General features: G+C 38.2%; 16 protein-coding genes. 10 read left to right on the forward strand and 6 right to left on the reverse strand.

The features are described 5' to 3' along the window. Window positions 1-65 precede the first annotated feature (65 nt). Entirely contained in the window at window positions 66-1,157 is a 1,092-nt protein-coding gene (gene ychF, locus MKL51_RS09240) for a redox-regulated ATPase YchF (RefSeq protein WP_002050104.1), read from the forward strand. 46 nt (window positions 1,158-1,203) lie between these two features. Here the strand turns inward: ychF and MKL51_RS09245 are convergent, their stop codons facing one another. After that, on the reverse strand, window positions 1,204-1,725 hold the full coding sequence (locus tag MKL51_RS09245; protein ID WP_017481638.1) for an Mpo1 family 2-hydroxy fatty acid dioxygenase: 522 nt from the start codon (window positions 1,723-1,725) through the stop codon (window positions 1,204-1,206). Between the two features lie 92 nt (window positions 1,726-1,817). Between MKL51_RS09245 and MKL51_RS09250 the strand changes: the two genes are divergently transcribed. Next, window positions 1,818-2,525, forward strand: coding sequence for a Crp/Fnr family transcriptional regulator (locus MKL51_RS09250; protein ID WP_005069683.1), 708 nt, complete (start codon window positions 1,818-1,820; stop codon window positions 2,523-2,525). A gap of 171 nt (window positions 2,526-2,696) precedes the next feature. Continuing rightward, window positions 2,697-2,984, forward strand: coding sequence for a hypothetical protein (locus tag MKL51_RS09255; protein WP_050557582.1), 288 nt, complete (start codon window positions 2,697-2,699; stop codon window positions 2,982-2,984). 114 nt (window positions 2,985-3,098) lie between these two features. On the opposite strand, the gene MKL51_RS09260 is transcribed toward MKL51_RS09255, so the two are convergent. Continuing rightward, on the reverse strand, window positions 3,099-3,569 hold the full coding sequence (locus MKL51_RS09260) for a hypothetical protein (RefSeq protein ID WP_025468457.1): 471 nt from the start codon (window positions 3,567-3,569) through the stop codon (window positions 3,099-3,101). A 121-nt stretch (window positions 3,570-3,690) separates the two neighbouring features. Between MKL51_RS09260 and MKL51_RS09265 the strand changes: the two genes are divergently transcribed. The 6 genes from MKL51_RS09265 (at window position 3,691) to dapC (ending at window position 10,484) form a co-directional block, all read left to right on the forward strand. Further along, entirely contained in the window at window positions 3,691-4,413 is a 723-nt protein-coding gene (locus MKL51_RS09265) for an AzlC family ABC transporter permease (protein WP_001111398.1), read from the forward strand. 1 nt (window position 4,414) lies between these two features. Next, window positions 4,415-4,756: an L-valine transporter subunit YgaH gene (gene ygaH, locus MKL51_RS09270; protein WP_017481635.1), complete on the forward strand. Its 342-nt coding sequence runs from the start codon at window positions 4,415-4,417 to the stop codon at window positions 4,754-4,756. Between the two features lie 132 nt (window positions 4,757-4,888). Next, on the forward strand, window positions 4,889-5,278 hold the full coding sequence (locus tag MKL51_RS09275; protein ID WP_017481634.1) for a tautomerase family protein: 390 nt from the start codon (window positions 4,889-4,891) through the stop codon (window positions 5,276-5,278). A gap of 102 nt (window positions 5,279-5,380) precedes the next feature. Beyond that, entirely contained in the window at window positions 5,381-6,598 is a 1,218-nt protein-coding gene (purT, locus tag MKL51_RS09280) for a formate-dependent phosphoribosylglycinamide formyltransferase (RefSeq protein WP_080612911.1), read from the forward strand. 27 nt (window positions 6,599-6,625) lie between these two features. Continuing rightward, complete coding sequence (glnD, locus tag MKL51_RS09285) at window positions 6,626-9,289, forward strand: [protein-PII] uridylyltransferase (RefSeq protein WP_017481632.1); 2,664 nt, start codon at window positions 6,626-6,628, stop codon at window positions 9,287-9,289. A 25-nt stretch (window positions 9,290-9,314) separates the two neighbouring features. Further along, window positions 9,315-10,484, forward strand: coding sequence for a succinyldiaminopimelate transaminase (dapC, locus tag MKL51_RS09290; RefSeq protein ID WP_025468456.1), 1,170 nt, complete (start codon window positions 9,315-9,317; stop codon window positions 10,482-10,484). 53 nt (window positions 10,485-10,537) lie between these two features. On the opposite strand, the gene MKL51_RS09295 is transcribed toward dapC, so the two are convergent. From MKL51_RS09295 to msrB, 4 genes are all read right to left on the reverse strand, one after another. Further along, window positions 10,538-11,170: a LysE family translocator gene (locus MKL51_RS09295; RefSeq protein WP_017481630.1), complete on the reverse strand. Its 633-nt coding sequence runs from the start codon at window positions 11,168-11,170 to the stop codon at window positions 10,538-10,540. 64 nt (window positions 11,171-11,234) lie between these two features. Continuing rightward, window positions 11,235-12,071: an AraC family transcriptional regulator gene (locus MKL51_RS09300; protein WP_017481629.1), complete on the reverse strand. Its 837-nt coding sequence runs from the start codon at window positions 12,069-12,071 to the stop codon at window positions 11,235-11,237. Between the two features lie 8 nt (window positions 12,072-12,079). Continuing rightward, window positions 12,080-12,565, reverse strand: coding sequence for a glutathione peroxidase (locus MKL51_RS09305; protein WP_002114194.1), 486 nt, complete (start codon window positions 12,563-12,565; stop codon window positions 12,080-12,082). Next, complete coding sequence (gene msrB, locus MKL51_RS09310) at window positions 12,562-12,981, reverse strand: peptide-methionine (R)-S-oxide reductase MsrB (RefSeq protein ID WP_002114184.1); 420 nt, start codon at window positions 12,979-12,981, stop codon at window positions 12,562-12,564. Before msrB ends, MKL51_RS09305 begins: the two co-directional genes overlap by 4 nt. A 239-nt stretch (window positions 12,982-13,220) precedes the next feature. On the opposite strand from msrB, the gene MKL51_RS09315 reads away from it, so the two are divergent. Continuing rightward, window positions 13,221-14,651, forward strand: a complete 1,431-nt coding sequence (locus MKL51_RS09315; RefSeq protein ID WP_014206525.1) for a pyridoxal phosphate-dependent aminotransferase — start codon at window positions 13,221-13,223, stop codon at window positions 14,649-14,651. Window positions 14,652-14,927 lie beyond the last annotated feature (276 nt).

Genomic DNA, 14,927 nt, shown 5'->3' on the forward strand with positions numbered 1-14,927 from the left:
CTTTGTCATGGCTTTCATGTAAAATCAGCGACAATTTTTAATTTACACATTTGTGAGTGGTTTTCATGGGTTTTAATTGCGGTATTGTTGGTCTGCCAAACGTAGGGAAATCTACCCTTTTCAATGCATTAACGAAAGCAGCGATTGCAGCGGAAAACTTCCCTTTCTGTACCATTGAACCAAACACAGGTATTGTTCCTGTACCAGATCCACGTTTAGACAAACTTGCTGCGATTGTTAAACCACAGCGTATTTTGCCAACTACAATGGAATTTGTGGACATTGCAGGTCTTGTTGCTGGTGCATCAAAAGGTGAAGGCTTAGGTAACCAATTCCTTGCTAACATCCGTGAAACTGATGCAATTGCACACGTTGTACGTTGTTTCGAAGACGAAAACGTAATTCACGTAAATGGTAAAATTGATCCATTAGACGACATCGCAACTATTAATACTGAACTTGCGCTTGCCGATCTTGAAACTGTTGCTAAAGCAATTTTACGTTTAACTAAAGTTGCTAAAGGCGGTGACAAAGAAGCTGTAGCAACTAAAGCAGTTTTAGAAAAAATCCAACCATTACTTGACGAAGGTAAACCAGCTCGTGCAGCTGATTTGTCTGATGACGAACGTAAATTAGTTCGTGGTTTTGGTTTAATGACTTTAAAACCAACTATGTATATTGCAAACGTTGCAGAAGATGGTTTTGAAAACAACCCGCACTTAGAAGCAGTTAAAAAACTTGCTGCTGAGGAAAACGCAATTGTTGTTCCTCTTTGCAACCAGATCGAAGCTGAAATTTCATTATTAGAAGATGAAGATCGTGCCGAGTTCTTAGAAGCAATGGGCATGGAAGAACCAGGTTTAAATGTGGTTATTCGTGCAGGTTATGCGCTTTTAGGTTTACAAACTTATTTCACTGCCGGTGTACAAGAAGTACGTGCTTGGACAGTAAAAGTTGGTGCAACTGCTCCTCAAGCGGCTGGTGTAATTCATACTGACTTCGAAAAAGGCTTTATCCGTGCTGAAGTTGTTGCATATGATGACTTCGTACAATACAACGGTGAAAACGGCGCTAAAGAAGCTGGTAAATGGCGTTTAGAAGGTAAAACTTACGTTGTTCAAGACGGCGATGTAATGCACTTCCGTTTTAACGTATAAGTTAAAGCTCAAAAAAAGCCCCATCATATTGGGGCTTTTTTTATATTTAATGACTTAAATTCATCGCCTCTCGTTTACTGCGCGCCTCTTGTAAAATACGCGCATGCAAAGGCTTTCTAAAACCTAGCATAAAAATAAATTCTGCTAATACAAATAATGGTCCTATCGCAAGTCCTATCACATCATCAACAAAAGCAGGTTTTTTCTTTTCAAAATAATGTCCCACAAACTGAAAGACCCAACCCACCACAAAGAAACCAATACTTGCTACTAACCATTCTCCAAAAGATAACTGTGCAATTTGGCTCGCCAGTGGATACACAGCAACCAAGATAATGAGCATGAGTAAGCCAAATACTTTATCTAAAATAAAATAATAGATCGTACTAGCTACAATCAGGACTATGGCTAAAGTCAGTTTAAAACTACCAATATCGATGCCTGCTCTTGCGGTTAAACATAAAATTGAAAACACGATGAGAGGGATACCAATAAAATGCGTCAATATATTTTTATGATTCAAATGATAAGCCGCATATTTGCTAAGCTGTTGCTCCAGATTTGACATGAGTTATTCCCTATTCACTTACATATAGTCATACTGTACATATAAGGAAAACGTAAAGTTGTCAGCTATTTGACAAAGTAATGAATTTTTTCATGGATGACCGAATATTGGACCTAATTTATATTAATCGACTAAAAGAAAACACATGGTTTAGTGTGCTTCCAGAAACATTCCAAAATTTTATTCTAGAACATGGCAAGCAAATTACCTTTGAGAAAAATAGCTATGTTTTCCACGCTCAAGATATATTTGATGGTATTTATACAGTACTTGAAGGCTCAATTAGCTTGGGTTATGTCGATGTAAATGGTAATGAAGCACTTTCTGCTATTGCTGAACCGATTATGTGGTTTGGCGAAATATCGCTAATTGACCATGAACCGCGCTCACACGATGCAATTGCTTTGAAAAAAAGCACAGTTCTACATATTCCAGCGAAGCCTTTAAATGTGCTACTAAAGGACAATCCATATTATTGGTACTATTTTGCACGTTTAACAAGTCAAAAACTCAGGTACGTTTTCTTAGAACAGATTGCGATACAAACACGCAGTATTTCTCAACGGCTTGCTCAGCGTCTTCTGTTCATTTTAGAAGGATATGGGAATCATATTCTTATTCAAGATCATCACATCCATATTTCTCAAGAACAATTGGCAAATATGCTGACCACATCTAGACAGACGATCAATCATGAACTGAGCCTGCTCGAAAAACAGAAAATCATTAAAATTGCTTTTAGAAAAATTGAGATTCTAGATATTGAGAAATTGAAAGTAGTTGCTAAAGCACAATGCTAATTTTTTAAAAGCGGCTAAATAATAAAAACTTAAAATTAAATTAAAAAATTAGATAACACTGCAAATCAAAACATTGTTCAAACTCTATTTCCACAAAATAAATGTGTTAAAGCAGATATTTTCACCCTACACTCAAGCTGAGCAATAATACTCAACAAGGCACTCATTAACATGAAAAAATTATCAACAATTCTTACAGCAGGCGTATTGGCTATGTTAAGTGTTTCGGCATTTGCATGTCCAAAAGGGACTCAACTACAAGGCGGTACAGGACCAAATCACAAAGGTGGAAAATGTGTAGCGGTACATGGAAAAGCTACCGCTCAAAAAGCCAAGAAAGAGGTAACTAAAACTAAACAGGATGTTAAAAAAGACTTAAGCACTCAAAAACATGATGCAATGACCAGCGCGACTCATGCTCAACATGAATCACAGCAAATTACTCATCAAATGAAATAAGATGCTGTGAAGACTGCAAACACCGCTAAAGCTGCCACAAAACCGTAATTCACATTATTGTTTAAAAGCAAAAAAAGCGAGATTGATCATCTCGCTTTTTTACATTCATTAGTTTTATTTTGGCGAAGTATTTCCAAGATTCGGCGTATCGATCGCATCCTTACATTGAGCCTTATCTCGCTCATAGTCCGCTTGTTTTTGGGCAACTGAACTATTGTTTTCTAGTGTTTCGCGTGCCCATATATCTAAACTTGTCAGGGCCTTACGGCAGAGTGCATATTTCCCTTCTGTCACCGAATCCGTCATTTTTACATTAATGCGCCAGTCTGTACTTAATTGGCGTAAAGGTTTACGAACTTTGTCATCAATTTGGCTGAGTTGTTTTTCATAAACTAAATGCTCAACCGTGTTAATTAATGCCCATGCTTTTTGAGCATAAACAGTTGCATCATTGGTTAGTTTCGGTGCTGGCTTAATTTCTACTTTTTTTTCTGCACCTTGATTACCATTATCACAGCCCTGCAATGTAAAAATACCTGCACTCATCAGGGCGATATAAACTAAACGAATCTTTGCCTTGAACATATCAAACTGCCGATTAAACATTTCGGCACTATGCTATTAAATTCGGCTACAATACTCAATCTTTCAAGTATTTTTATCATTTGGTTTATTGCCAAGGTGTATTGTGTCCGAACAACAATTGATGCCTGCCCAAACAGCAACTTTTTGGCAAGGCGCCAAAGATAGCCAAGCTATCGTACTCACCTATTTACCCGTTTCTTTTGCCTTTGGCGTTTCTGCATCCCAGTTTGGTTTTACACCATGGGAAGCTTTTTTTCTATCTTGTTCAATGTATGCTGGCGCTAGCCAATTCTTGGTTGTTGCGCTTTTGGCTAGCGGTTCATCCATTTGGCTAACAGCATTAACAGTCATTGCACTAGATATTCGCCATGTCCTTTATGGACCTGCTCTATACAACCTGATTCCAAACAAATTAAATCTTAAGAAAACGGCAGTATGGGCTTGGGGCTTAACGGATGAAGTTTTTGCCAGTGGAATGATCCAACTTTCACAGCGCAAACAACAATGGTCCGAGTCTTGGATGTTAGGCTTAAGTCTATTTAGTTGGATGGCTTGGGCAAGTGGCTCTTTGTTAGGTGGATTATTTGCCGATCAAGTTGCTCATTTACCAAAGTTTTTACAAGCAGCTTTAGACTTCTTATTACCTGCTTTATTTTTAAGTTTTTTATTAGCTGCATTTGAACGAAAGCATAGCCTTGTCGTTGCTGTATCATTAGTGGTTTCAGCTTTGGCATGTTATTGGATTAACTTATCAGCGGCTATCTTTATTGGTATTTTTTCAGGCATTTTAGCTGGTCTATTTAAACATTATGTGCTGAAACAGCATGATGAGGTTGAGGCTTAATATGAACCTAGAAATTATTCTGGTCGGCATTATTGTAGGCATAGCCAATTTTGCTTCACGCTTTGGACCTTTTTTTGTAATACAAAAACTACAGGGCAACCAACAAAGACGCGGCTCAATCTGGATCAAAATTGCCTTAGGGAGTATTGGAATATCTGCAATTAGTGCCATGCTTGTAGTTGCTACCCTTCCACCACTCCTTGAAATTCCCAATAAGAGTTTCGCAATGCTTATCGGTTTTTTAGTTTTAGCAGGTCTTTATTTTAAATTTAAGAAAATCGTACCAGCAACTTTAACTGCCGCAATTGTTTATGGTCTGATCTATACTTATTTACCTTTATAAATAGATAAACTTATCTTCCTTATATAAAATAAAATCTGGCCAGAGGCGTTTAAGATTGAAACTTCTGGCTTGGAAAATTTAATTTTTGAATTAATTAAAAAGATAACCTTAGCTACTTATATAGAGATAAAAATGTCACAAGTTAAAATTTATGCAAATGAACAAACCATTATGCAGTACCGAGAATTACTTTCTCATGCAATCCATCAAGCGCTTATTGAAGAATTGAAATATCCTGTTGAGAAAAGATTTCAACGTTTTATTAGCCTTAAACCAGGAAATTTCATTTACCCTTCTGACAGAAGCCAGCATTACATTATTATCGAACTTTCAATGTTTGCAGGCCGCAGTGCAGCCACTAAAAAGCAGCTTATTCAAACCTTATTCCGTTATATTCAAGAACAATGCAAAATTTCTCCACAAGACATTGAAATTACTATTTTTGAAACACCTAAAGAAAATTGGGGCATCCGTGGTAAAAATGCGGATGAATTGCTTTTAAACTATCAGGTTAATATCTAAAAACCACTTTTTTAATTGTCCGACAAAATTACTTTTTTTATGCATGATAAGGCTTAACTCCACCATAAGTTCTGCTATGCTTAAAAAAATAATTTTGTCAGGATGATTCGCATGAGCGTGACACTCGGTACCCCACTTCAATCTTCTGCATTTAAAGTTTTATTGTTAGGTTCAGGAGAGCTTGGCAAAGAAGTTGTAATTTCCTTACAACGCCTTGGTGTAGAAGTACATGCAGCCGACCGTTATGATCACGCACCAGCAATGCAAGTTGCACATTTTTCTTATGTATTAAACATGGCAGATCCTGCCCAATTAAAACAACTCATCGAGAAAATTAAACCAAATTTAATTGTTCCAGAAATTGAAGCAATTGCGACAGAAGTTTTACTTGAAATTGAAGCGAGCAAAATAGCAACTGTCATCCCTTCTGCTAAAGCTGTAAACCTGACCATGAACCGTGAAGGCATCCGCCGTCTTGCGGCTGAAGAACTTGGCCTACCTACTTCTGCTTATCGTTTTGCTGATACGCTCGAAAGCTTTCGCGCCGCTTGCGATGACATCGGTTATCCAAACTTTGTAAAACCGGTCATGTCTTCTTCAGGTAAAGGTCAGTCTCGTGTAAAAAGTTTCGATGAAGTCGATGCAGCTTGGGAATATGCAATGCAAGGTGGCCGCGTTAACCAAGGTACGGTCATTATTGAATCTCAAATTGATTTTGATTTTGAAATTACATTACTTACCGTTCGCGCTAAAAACCCTGAAACTGGTGAAATCGAAACTCATTACTGTGACCCAATTGGTCACCGCCAAGATGCCGGGGATTATGTAGAAAGCTGGCAACCTCAACCAATGACTGCGGCGGCACTCGAAGAAGCAAAACGTATTGCAAATAAAGTGACAACTGCACTTGGTGGCTGTGGTATTTTTGGTGTAGAACTGTTTATTAAAGGCGACAAGGTTTGGTTTAGTGAAGTTTCACCTCGTCCACACGACACAGGACTCGTAACTTTAGCATCACAATTTCAAAGTGAATTTGAACTGCATGCACGTGCAATTTTAGGTTTACCTGTAAACACAGCACGCCACAGTATTGCAGCAAGTGCAGTAATTTATGCTGGAGTTGATGCCAGCAATTTAAGTTATAGCAATCTCAATGTGGCTTTAACACACCCAGACACCGATTTACGCCTGTTTGGCAAACCAGAAGGTTTCAAACGTCGTCGTATGGGTGTAGCAACCGCTCGTGCTGAAAATACTGATCTTGCTCGTACCTTAGCGAAAGAAACCGCTGATCAAGTAAGCGTTCAAACAAACTCTTAATTTTTACTTATTGGTAGACCCATTTTCATGATCAATATATCGCCATTGTTGAACTATGTCTCAAGTCATCATGATATTAAAGCCATTAATCAGTGGCGAACGGATGTAGAAAAACAGTTGCAAGATTCATATGAAAATGGGCAATCTATTCGTGAAATCATTAAAGCCCGTTCAGATTTAGTAGATGAAGCACTGATCTTTTTATGGAAACATGCTGAACTCGATCAAACAGAACTGGGCCTTTTTGCTGTAGGTGGTTATGGGCGCCGTGAAATGTTGCCCTATTCTGACGTCGATATCATGATCCTATCGGAGCATGAAATTAACGAAGAAAACGAAAAACGTATCTCTACATTTATTTCTTCTTTATGGGACGTGGGGAATTTCAAACCTGGCATTAGTGTTCGCACGATTCAAAGCTGTGTTGAACAGGCCGCTACCGATTTAACCGTTGCAACAACTTTAATTGAAGCACGGTTAATTACTGGCAATAGTCAGCTTGCGAAATGGCCTCGCCGTATTGTTTCGCAGACATGGACAGACAAAACATTTTATGATGCAAAAATGGCCGAACAAGCCAAGCGTTACCACCAACACAACAATACTGAAAGTAATTTAGAACCCGACATTAAAAATGCACCAGGCGGTATCCGTGACATTAACCAAATTGGCTGGATTGCCAAACGTCACTTTCGCGTAAATCGTATTTATGACTTAGTGCATTTAGGTTTCATTTCAGAGTTTGAATTGGCAGTTTTAGAAGAAGCTGAAAGTTTTCTTTGGGAAATTCGACATCATTTACACCGTTTAGCCAAACGTGATGAAAACCGTTTACTCTTTGACCATCAAAGGGAAATTGCCGCCAAATTTGGATATGTGCGTCAAGAAGGCCAACCTGTAAATTATGGTGTTGAGCAGTTCATGAAACGCTACTACCGTACGGCGCAGCAAGTTTCAACGCTGAATGAAATGTTACTGGCGTATTTTAGCGAGTCAGTGATTACTCCTCGACTCCCTAACTATGAACGCAAAATTGAAGTTGTTAACGTTCACTTTAAAATAGTCGACAATAAACTTGCCGTACAACATCATAAAATATTCGCAGAGCACCCAAGCGCGATTTTAGAGTTGTTCTATATTTTGGCCAATCGGCCAGATATTGAAGGTATTCGCGCCCGGACTTTACGCTTACTTATTCTTGCTGCGAAACGAATCAACCAAAGTTATCGTGATAATCCAGAGCATCAAGCACTGTTTATGTCGATTATTCGCTCACCATATCGTTTATACGATACCTTGGTTGCGATGAAACGATATGGTGTTTTAGGAAACTATATTCCTGCTTTTGGCCAAATTATGGGCCTTATGCAATATGACCTATTCCATATCTATACGGTCGATGCTCATACATTATTATTGCTGCGTAATTTAAATCGTTTTAGAGAACCTGAATTTGCCAAAGAATTCCCTGTAGTAAGTTCAGTTTTCCAACGTCTTGCTCGTCAAGATATTGTGTTCATTGCTGCTTTATTCCATGACATTGCAAAAGGTCGCGGTGGTGACCACAGCGAACTCGGCGCAGAAGACGCGATTGAGTTTGGCCGTGCACATGGCTTTACAGAGCGTGAATGCAAATTAATTGCATGGCTTATTCAAAACCATTTGCTCATGTCTTTGACCGCTCAGAAAAAAGATATTTCTGATCCTGATGTCGTGAAAGATTTTGCCGAAAAACTGGGCGATATGGAGCATCTTGATTATCTATATACCTTAACGGTTGCCGATATTAACGCGACAAATCCAAAACTATGGAACACATGGCGCGCTTCTCTCATGCGTCAACTTTATACGCATGCTCGTGATGTAATCCGTACAGGTTTAGGCCGTCCCGTTGACTACCAAATGCTGATTGAAGACACTAAGTTTGCAGCAAGTGAATTGCTGGTAAATAACTTCGCATTGGCAGATGTCGAAAAAGTTTGGCAAGAACTTGGTGATGAATACTTCATTAAAGAATCGGCAGATGAAATTGCATGGCACACACAAGCAATTTTAAAACACGGCGATAATCCAGAGCCATTAGTCCTCTTGCGTGCTCACCGTAAAGCAGCTCAAGATGCGGTGCAAATCTTTATTTATACACGTGACCAACCTAACCTGTTTGCTACTACTGTTGCTGTTTTAGACCGAATGAACCTAGACGTTCAGGACGCAAAAATTATCACGGCCAGTACAGCATTTAGCTTAGACACTTATGTTGTACTCGATCGTTTCGGTACATTGCTTACCGACCCAGAACGTGAAGAAACCGTTAAAAATGCATTAGTGAAGGCACTTAGCCAACCAGACCAATACCCGGGACTCATGCAACGCCGTATTCCGCGTCAATTACGTCACTTCGATATCGAAAATACAGTCGACGTAACATTAAATGAAGCCTTACAGCAAAATATGGTCGAAATTTCAACACTCGATCACCCCGGCCTACTTGCGCGCGTGGGTGGTTTATTTATGATGCAAGGTTTAGATATCCATTCAGCCCGAATCGCAACTTTAGGTGAACGTGCCGAAGATATTTTCTTTGTCACCAAAAAAGATGGTAAACCGCTGAATAATGAAGAGGTCAAACTCTTCTCGGAAAAACTGAAAGCTGCATTAGATGAAGCATCTAATCAAATTTGTCAGCACTGAAACTCAACTACTTGGTAACTGTTTAATGAACTCTAGCTTGTCGTTATTACACCCGTATCCATTTGAAAAGTTAAACCAACTTTTTAAGGATACTACTCCTGCTAACCTTCCCTTGATTCCTCTATCAATTGGCGAACCTAAGCATCCAGCACCAGAGTTTGTTAAACAGGCTATTATTGATAACTTTAACCATTTATCAACTTATCCAAACAGTAAAGGCTTACCTGAGCTTCGCCAAAGCATTGCAGATTGGTTAACAAAGCGCTTTAAACTTAACAGCATTAGTGCTGAAAACCACATCTTGCCCGTCTCTGGTACTCGTGAAGGCATTTTCTCTTTTGTACAGGCATTAATTAATCGTGAAGATGCACCTTATGTGGTGATGCCGAACCCGTTTTATCAAATTTATGAAGGTGCGGCTTTACTTGCAGGTGCAAAGCCATACTTCATTAATTGCACGGAAGAAAATGGCTATTTAGGTGATTTTGATGCAGTACCAGCAGAAGTTTGGGAAAAGACAGCCCTACTTTTTGTATGTACACCGGGTAACCCAACAGGTACTGTGCTTTCCAAAGAACAATTTAAAAAGCTAATTGCCTTATCTGATCAATATAATTTCGTTATTGCTTCTGATGAATGCTATTCAGAGCTTTGGTTTGACCAAGCACCTACTGGTCTATTAGAAGTTTGTGCTGAGCTTGGTCGTGATGACTACAAAAACTGTATCGTATTTCATTCACTTTCAAAGCGTTCAAACTTACCGGGTTTGCGCTCAGGTTTTGTAGCGGGTGATGCCGATCTGTTAAAGCCATATTTACAATACCGCACCTATCACGGCGCGGCAATGCCTGTTCAACACCAGCTTGCTTCAATTGCAGCATGGAACGATGAAAACCATGTTGAAGAAAACCGTAAGCAATATCGTGCAAAGTTTGACTTATTCCAATCTGAGCTAGGTCATTTACTGCCATTACAAAAACCTGATGCTGGATTTTATTACTGGTTAAAAGTCGATAATGATGAAACTTTTGCCAAGATACTGATGGAAAAAGCACACATTAAAGTTTTACCGGGTCGTTATCTATCTCGTGATACCGAACAAGGTAACCCTGGTGCCAATCATGTGCGTATGGCTTTAGTAGCAGATTTGGCACAATGTGAAGACGTTGTTAAACGTTTAAAAGCGATTCTTTAAACCCAGCAAAATTGCATAGCCTTCATTTTGTTTAGAAGGCTATGCGATCTGCTTTAACTATAGGCAACCAATAACACTGCAAAAAAAATGAAAGCCAGACTGGAGCAATAATATATTCCTCTAGCAGAGCGTTTAATCTGTGCTAATACACGCTCTTGACGCAATAAACGAACTAATAATAAATTCCACCCGAAAACCACTCCTGTCATCCATATACTCATTAGTAATTTTTGAAATAAGCTAAATTCCTGTTGAATAAGTAGCATTAAACTACTATAAAACATAATATTTTTAGGATTAAGAAGACTAGATTGCAAACCCAGAGCCAAGCTTTTAACTTTACTCTTATAACTAGACTCTTGTTCAACCAAACTATTTTCAGCAACAGTAATATTTAAGTTTGTTCCTTGAGTGGCTCTAAAACAAAGAAAACTCAAATAAACTAAATATCCAGCCCCCAGCCATTTAAGTACTAAAAGAATCGTTTTGCTTAAATTGCCAAGCACCATAAATCCAAATATACACACCATTAAGATAACAGCATTACCCAAAGTAATTCCCAGAATAACGCCATAGGTATAACGCGCTCCTTTTTGCAAAAGACTGGTCAGAATAAGAAAAAAATCTGGACCTGGAGATAGTAGTGCTAAAAAGTGAGTAAAGGCGATAACCAAAAAAACTTCCATAACGATTTCATCTTTAAAATTGTATGGAGTAGCTTAAAAATAGAGAAAAATAATTTCTTGTAAATTATTGCGCGGCTGCAAGTTGAAACTGTCGAGGAGTAATTCCCGTATGTGCTTTAAAAGCTTTATGAAAATGGCTTTGATCACTAAAGCCTAAATTGACAGCTAGCTCTGCGAGTGAAATCCCTTGCTTTAATTGAGCTCTGGCTTGATTAATCTTTAAATTAATTTGAAATGCATGTGGAGTTAAACCAACATTGGCCTTGAATAAACGAATGATTGCATATCGACTAAGACCAACCTGCTCTGCAAGCTCTTCAAGAGAAATAAATCGTTCTGACGATTTAATAATATGAATTAAGTCCAAAAAATCTTCATACAAATATTCAGTTTTTTGTATTTCTTGTAATACGAAATGAGGGAGTAACAGCTGGGTAAGGCAATAGATCAGCGACTGTTCTTTTTCAATAATTAATTTTTCAGGATCAAATAAAGTTTCATTCATATCAGAAAAAGCCTGATATAAAGTTTCTTCTTTTATTATGAGCGGCTTATGCTGAGGCAGATGCAAATCCAGACCATGTTCTCGAAATTCTGAATACAGCTGATTTAACCACCTTATGTCCAAATGTAGCATTTGGTAACTCCAAGCCTGATCCGGCAAAGGGTTACATGAATGCTCAATATGTGCTGGTACAATCACCAAAGTACCAGCATCAATCTTTTGGGGCGTACCAAATGAACTATGAAAAACGCTATTCCCCTCGTCTATAGCCCCGATAGAAAACGTTGGATGACTATGAGACTTATAACACGTTCGGCTAAAACAGGATCTTCTGGTTTCAACATACGGCATTCGCCCATCTTGCCAAAACTCAAAAGCTTGAGGAATAGCGTTCATTTAAACGATTAACTCGCTAATGCTTTTTCAATATCAGCTTCTAAAGCTTCTGGCTTAGTCGTAGGTGCATAGCGATTTAAAACAGCACCATCTTTGCCTACCAAAAATTTGGTAAAGTTCCATTTAATGCTACTACTACCTAAAATACCTTTAGCTTCACGTGTTAAATATCTAAAAATTACATGGGCTTCCGGACCTTTTACATCAACTTTAGCAAACATGGGAAATTTTACCCCATAGTTACGCTGACAGAAGCTACCAATTTCTTTATTGCTTCCTGGATCTTGCCCACCAAACTGGTTGCAGGGAAAACCTAAAACTTCTAATCCTTGATCTTTATATTTTTCATATAGTTTTTCGAGGCCAGCAAATTGTGGTGTAAAACCACATTTACTGGCAGTGTTTACAATTAGTAAAACTTTACCTTTGTAATCAGCCAATTGCTTAACTTCACCCTCTAACAGCTCAGCTTCAAACTGATAAATATTACTCATGGATAGGTTTCCTCATCATTTTTTTCTTCTGTTTTCAGTTGTAATGATGCCGAGTTTACACAGTAGCGCAAACCAGTCGGCTGTGGTCCATCTTCAAATACATGCCCTAAATGAGCTTCACAATCATGACAAACTATTTCAGTTCTGACCATACCATGCGTTAAATCTTCATGTTCATCAATGACAGCACCATTGATCGGACGGAAGAAACTTGGCCAACCGCAACCGCTATCATATTTGGTATCTGATGAGAACAACTCTGCGCCGCAGCAACGGCAAACATAGGTACCATGTTGCTTAGTATTCCAGTATTGCCCCGTAAATGCAGGTTCAGTGCCTTTTTGTCGTGTAATCCGATACTCTTCTGGTGATAACTCTCTTTGCCATTCCCGGTCTGTTTTATTGACTTTTCCCATGACATACACCTTTTATTCTGAAGTAAACATTTCTGATGATCGAGTTTTATATTTACGCCATTCATCACAAAAACACTAGTCTCTGAACGTAAAATTTGTTGGAATTTAAACATATAAAGAACAAAAAGCAAAAAGTAAGCAAAATACAAAATCAAAAGTAAGCAAATTTATTACTAATCTTCTTTAAAGCAAGCAAACATAGTGCTATTCTAAGTGCGCACGGTTGTATAGGACAGAACATGTCTCAGAAAAAAAGTGTGGTTTTCCAACAACTACTACCAATTATTAAACAATATCAACAATCGGGTTTTACCCATGAAAAAATTGTTGAACTATTGAAAGATCAACATGATCTAAATTTGGTAACAGTTAAAACATTTAAAAGTTATTTATACCGATATGCAAAAGTGAATCCCGTTATGTCTAAAAATACTGCTACCATCCATTCCATGCCATCTACTCGAGAAATCAAAAAATCATCGAAGCTTGAGCATGTTTGTTATGACATCCGTGGGCCAGTTTTACGAGCCGCCAATGAAATGGAAGAGCAAGGACATAAAATCATTAAGCTGAATATCGGCAATCCTGCTCCTTTTGGATTTGAAGCACCACAAGAAATTATTAATGATGTTGCTTTAAACTTACCAAACGCAATTGGTTATGTTGACTCAAAAGGTATCTTCCCTGCTCGCAAAGCAATTTGTCAGTATTACCAGCAAAAAGGAATTCTCAATATGCATGTCAATGACGTGTATATTGGTAATGGCGTATCTGAACTCATCGTAATGGCTATGCAAGGCCTATTAGATGATGGAGACGAAATGCTGATTCCAATGCCGGATTATCCGCTTTGGACAGCAGCAGTTAATCTTTCAGGCGGCACAGCAATTCATTATAAATGTGATGAAGAAAATAGCTGGTACCCAGATATTGCTGATATTGAAAGTAAGATTACTCCGAATACTCGCGGTATTGTCATCATTAACCCGAACAACCCTACGGGTTCGGTATATCCACGCCACATTCTTGAACAGATTGTAGCGATTGCAAAAAAATATGATCTAATTTTATTTGCTGATGAAATTTACGACAAAATTATTTATGACGGTATTGAACATGTTTCAGTAGCATCATTAGCGGGCGACCAGCTTTGCGTATCTTTTAATGGTTTATCAAAAGCTTATCGTATTGCAGGCTTCCGTTCAGGTTGGATGGCAATTACGGGTGATAAAAGCCGTGCTGCCGACTATATCGAAGGATTAGATATGTTAGCGTCAATGCGCCTATGTGCTAACGTTCAAGCTCAATATGCGATTCAAACTGCCCTAGGCGGTTATCAATCAATTAATGACTTGATCCGTCCTGGTGGCCGTTTATATGAACAGCGTAATATTGCTTGGGAAATGCTTAATGAAATTCCAGGCGTAAGTTGTGTAAAACCAGATGGAGCAATGTACTGTTTCCCACGCCTTGACCCGAACATCTACCCAATTGAAGATGATGAAAAGTTAATGCTTGATTTGCTACGTGCAGAAAAAGTGTTATTGGTGCAAGGTACAGGCTTTAACTGGCCAACACCTGATCATTTCCGCGTGGTTTTCTTACCCGCTGAAAATGAATTACGTGAAGCAATTACCCGTTTAGGTCGTTTCTTAGCCAATCGCCGTTAAAAAATGCATAACAAAAAAAGGCATCTCTAAATAGGTGCCTTTTTTATAATTCTATTTTTTCATTTTTATAAAAGAAGAATCTCCTAACCACATAACAACTTTACCAACATAAAATAAATTATTGTATTTAAATTATTTTTATAAATTTTATGATTCTTTCGACTTCAAGAATTAGTTAATTTTTTGATTTATACATTTTTTACCATACGTTTTAAATTACTTGATTTCCTTCAATCTACTTAACCTTTATTATGCAAAAAATGCATGGATCAATAT

It is taken from the genome of Acinetobacter sp. AOR18_HL, from assembly GCF_027855145.1.
GTDB lineage: Bacteria > Pseudomonadota > Gammaproteobacteria > Pseudomonadales > Moraxellaceae > Acinetobacter > Acinetobacter pittii.

Excerpts from the sequence above, each read along its gene's own strand:
- MKL51_RS09300 (WP_017481629.1), bottom strand. The coding sequence starts at position 12,071 with ATGAACGCTATTCCTCAAGCTTTTGAGTTTTGGCAAGATGGGCGAATG.
- MKL51_RS09275 (WP_017481634.1), top strand. The coding sequence starts at position 4,889 with ATGTCACAAGTTAAAATTTATGCAAATGAACAAACCATTATGCAGTAC.
- ygaH (WP_017481635.1), top strand. The coding sequence starts at position 4,415 with ATGAACCTAGAAATTATTCTGGTCGGCATTATTGTAGGCATAGCCAAT.
- MKL51_RS09265 (WP_001111398.1), top strand. The coding sequence starts at position 3,691 with ATGCCTGCCCAAACAGCAACTTTTTGGCAAGGCGCCAAAGATAGCCAA.
- MKL51_RS09295 (WP_017481630.1), bottom strand. The coding sequence starts at position 11,170 with ATGGAAGTTTTTTTGGTTATCGCCTTTACTCACTTTTTAGCACTACTA.
- MKL51_RS09245 (WP_017481638.1), bottom strand. The coding sequence starts at position 1,725 with ATGTCAAATCTGGAGCAACAGCTTAGCAAATATGCGGCTTATCATTTG.
- msrB (WP_002114184.1), bottom strand. The coding sequence starts at position 12,981 with ATGGGAAAAGTCAATAAAACAGACCGGGAATGGCAAAGAGAGTTATCA.
- glnD (WP_017481632.1), top strand. The coding sequence starts at position 6,626 with ATGATCAATATATCGCCATTGTTGAACTATGTCTCAAGTCATCATGAT.
- MKL51_RS09305 (WP_002114194.1), bottom strand. The coding sequence starts at position 12,565 with ATGAGTAATATTTATCAGTTTGAAGCTGAGCTGTTAGAGGGTGAAGTT.
- MKL51_RS09250 (WP_005069683.1), top strand. The coding sequence starts at position 1,818 with ATGGATGACCGAATATTGGACCTAATTTATATTAATCGACTAAAAGAA.
- MKL51_RS09315 (WP_014206525.1), top strand. The coding sequence starts at position 13,221 with ATGTCTCAGAAAAAAAGTGTGGTTTTCCAACAACTACTACCAATTATT.
- purT (WP_080612911.1), top strand. The coding sequence starts at position 5,381 with ATGATTCGCATGAGCGTGACACTCGGTACCCCACTTCAATCTTCTGCA.
- dapC (WP_025468456.1), top strand. The coding sequence starts at position 9,315 with ATGAACTCTAGCTTGTCGTTATTACACCCGTATCCATTTGAAAAGTTA.
- MKL51_RS09255 (WP_050557582.1), top strand. The coding sequence starts at position 2,697 with ATGAAAAAATTATCAACAATTCTTACAGCAGGCGTATTGGCTATGTTA.
- ychF (WP_002050104.1), top strand. The coding sequence starts at position 66 with ATGGGTTTTAATTGCGGTATTGTTGGTCTGCCAAACGTAGGGAAATCT.
- MKL51_RS09260 (WP_025468457.1), bottom strand. The coding sequence starts at position 3,569 with ATGTTCAAGGCAAAGATTCGTTTAGTTTATATCGCCCTGATGAGTGCA.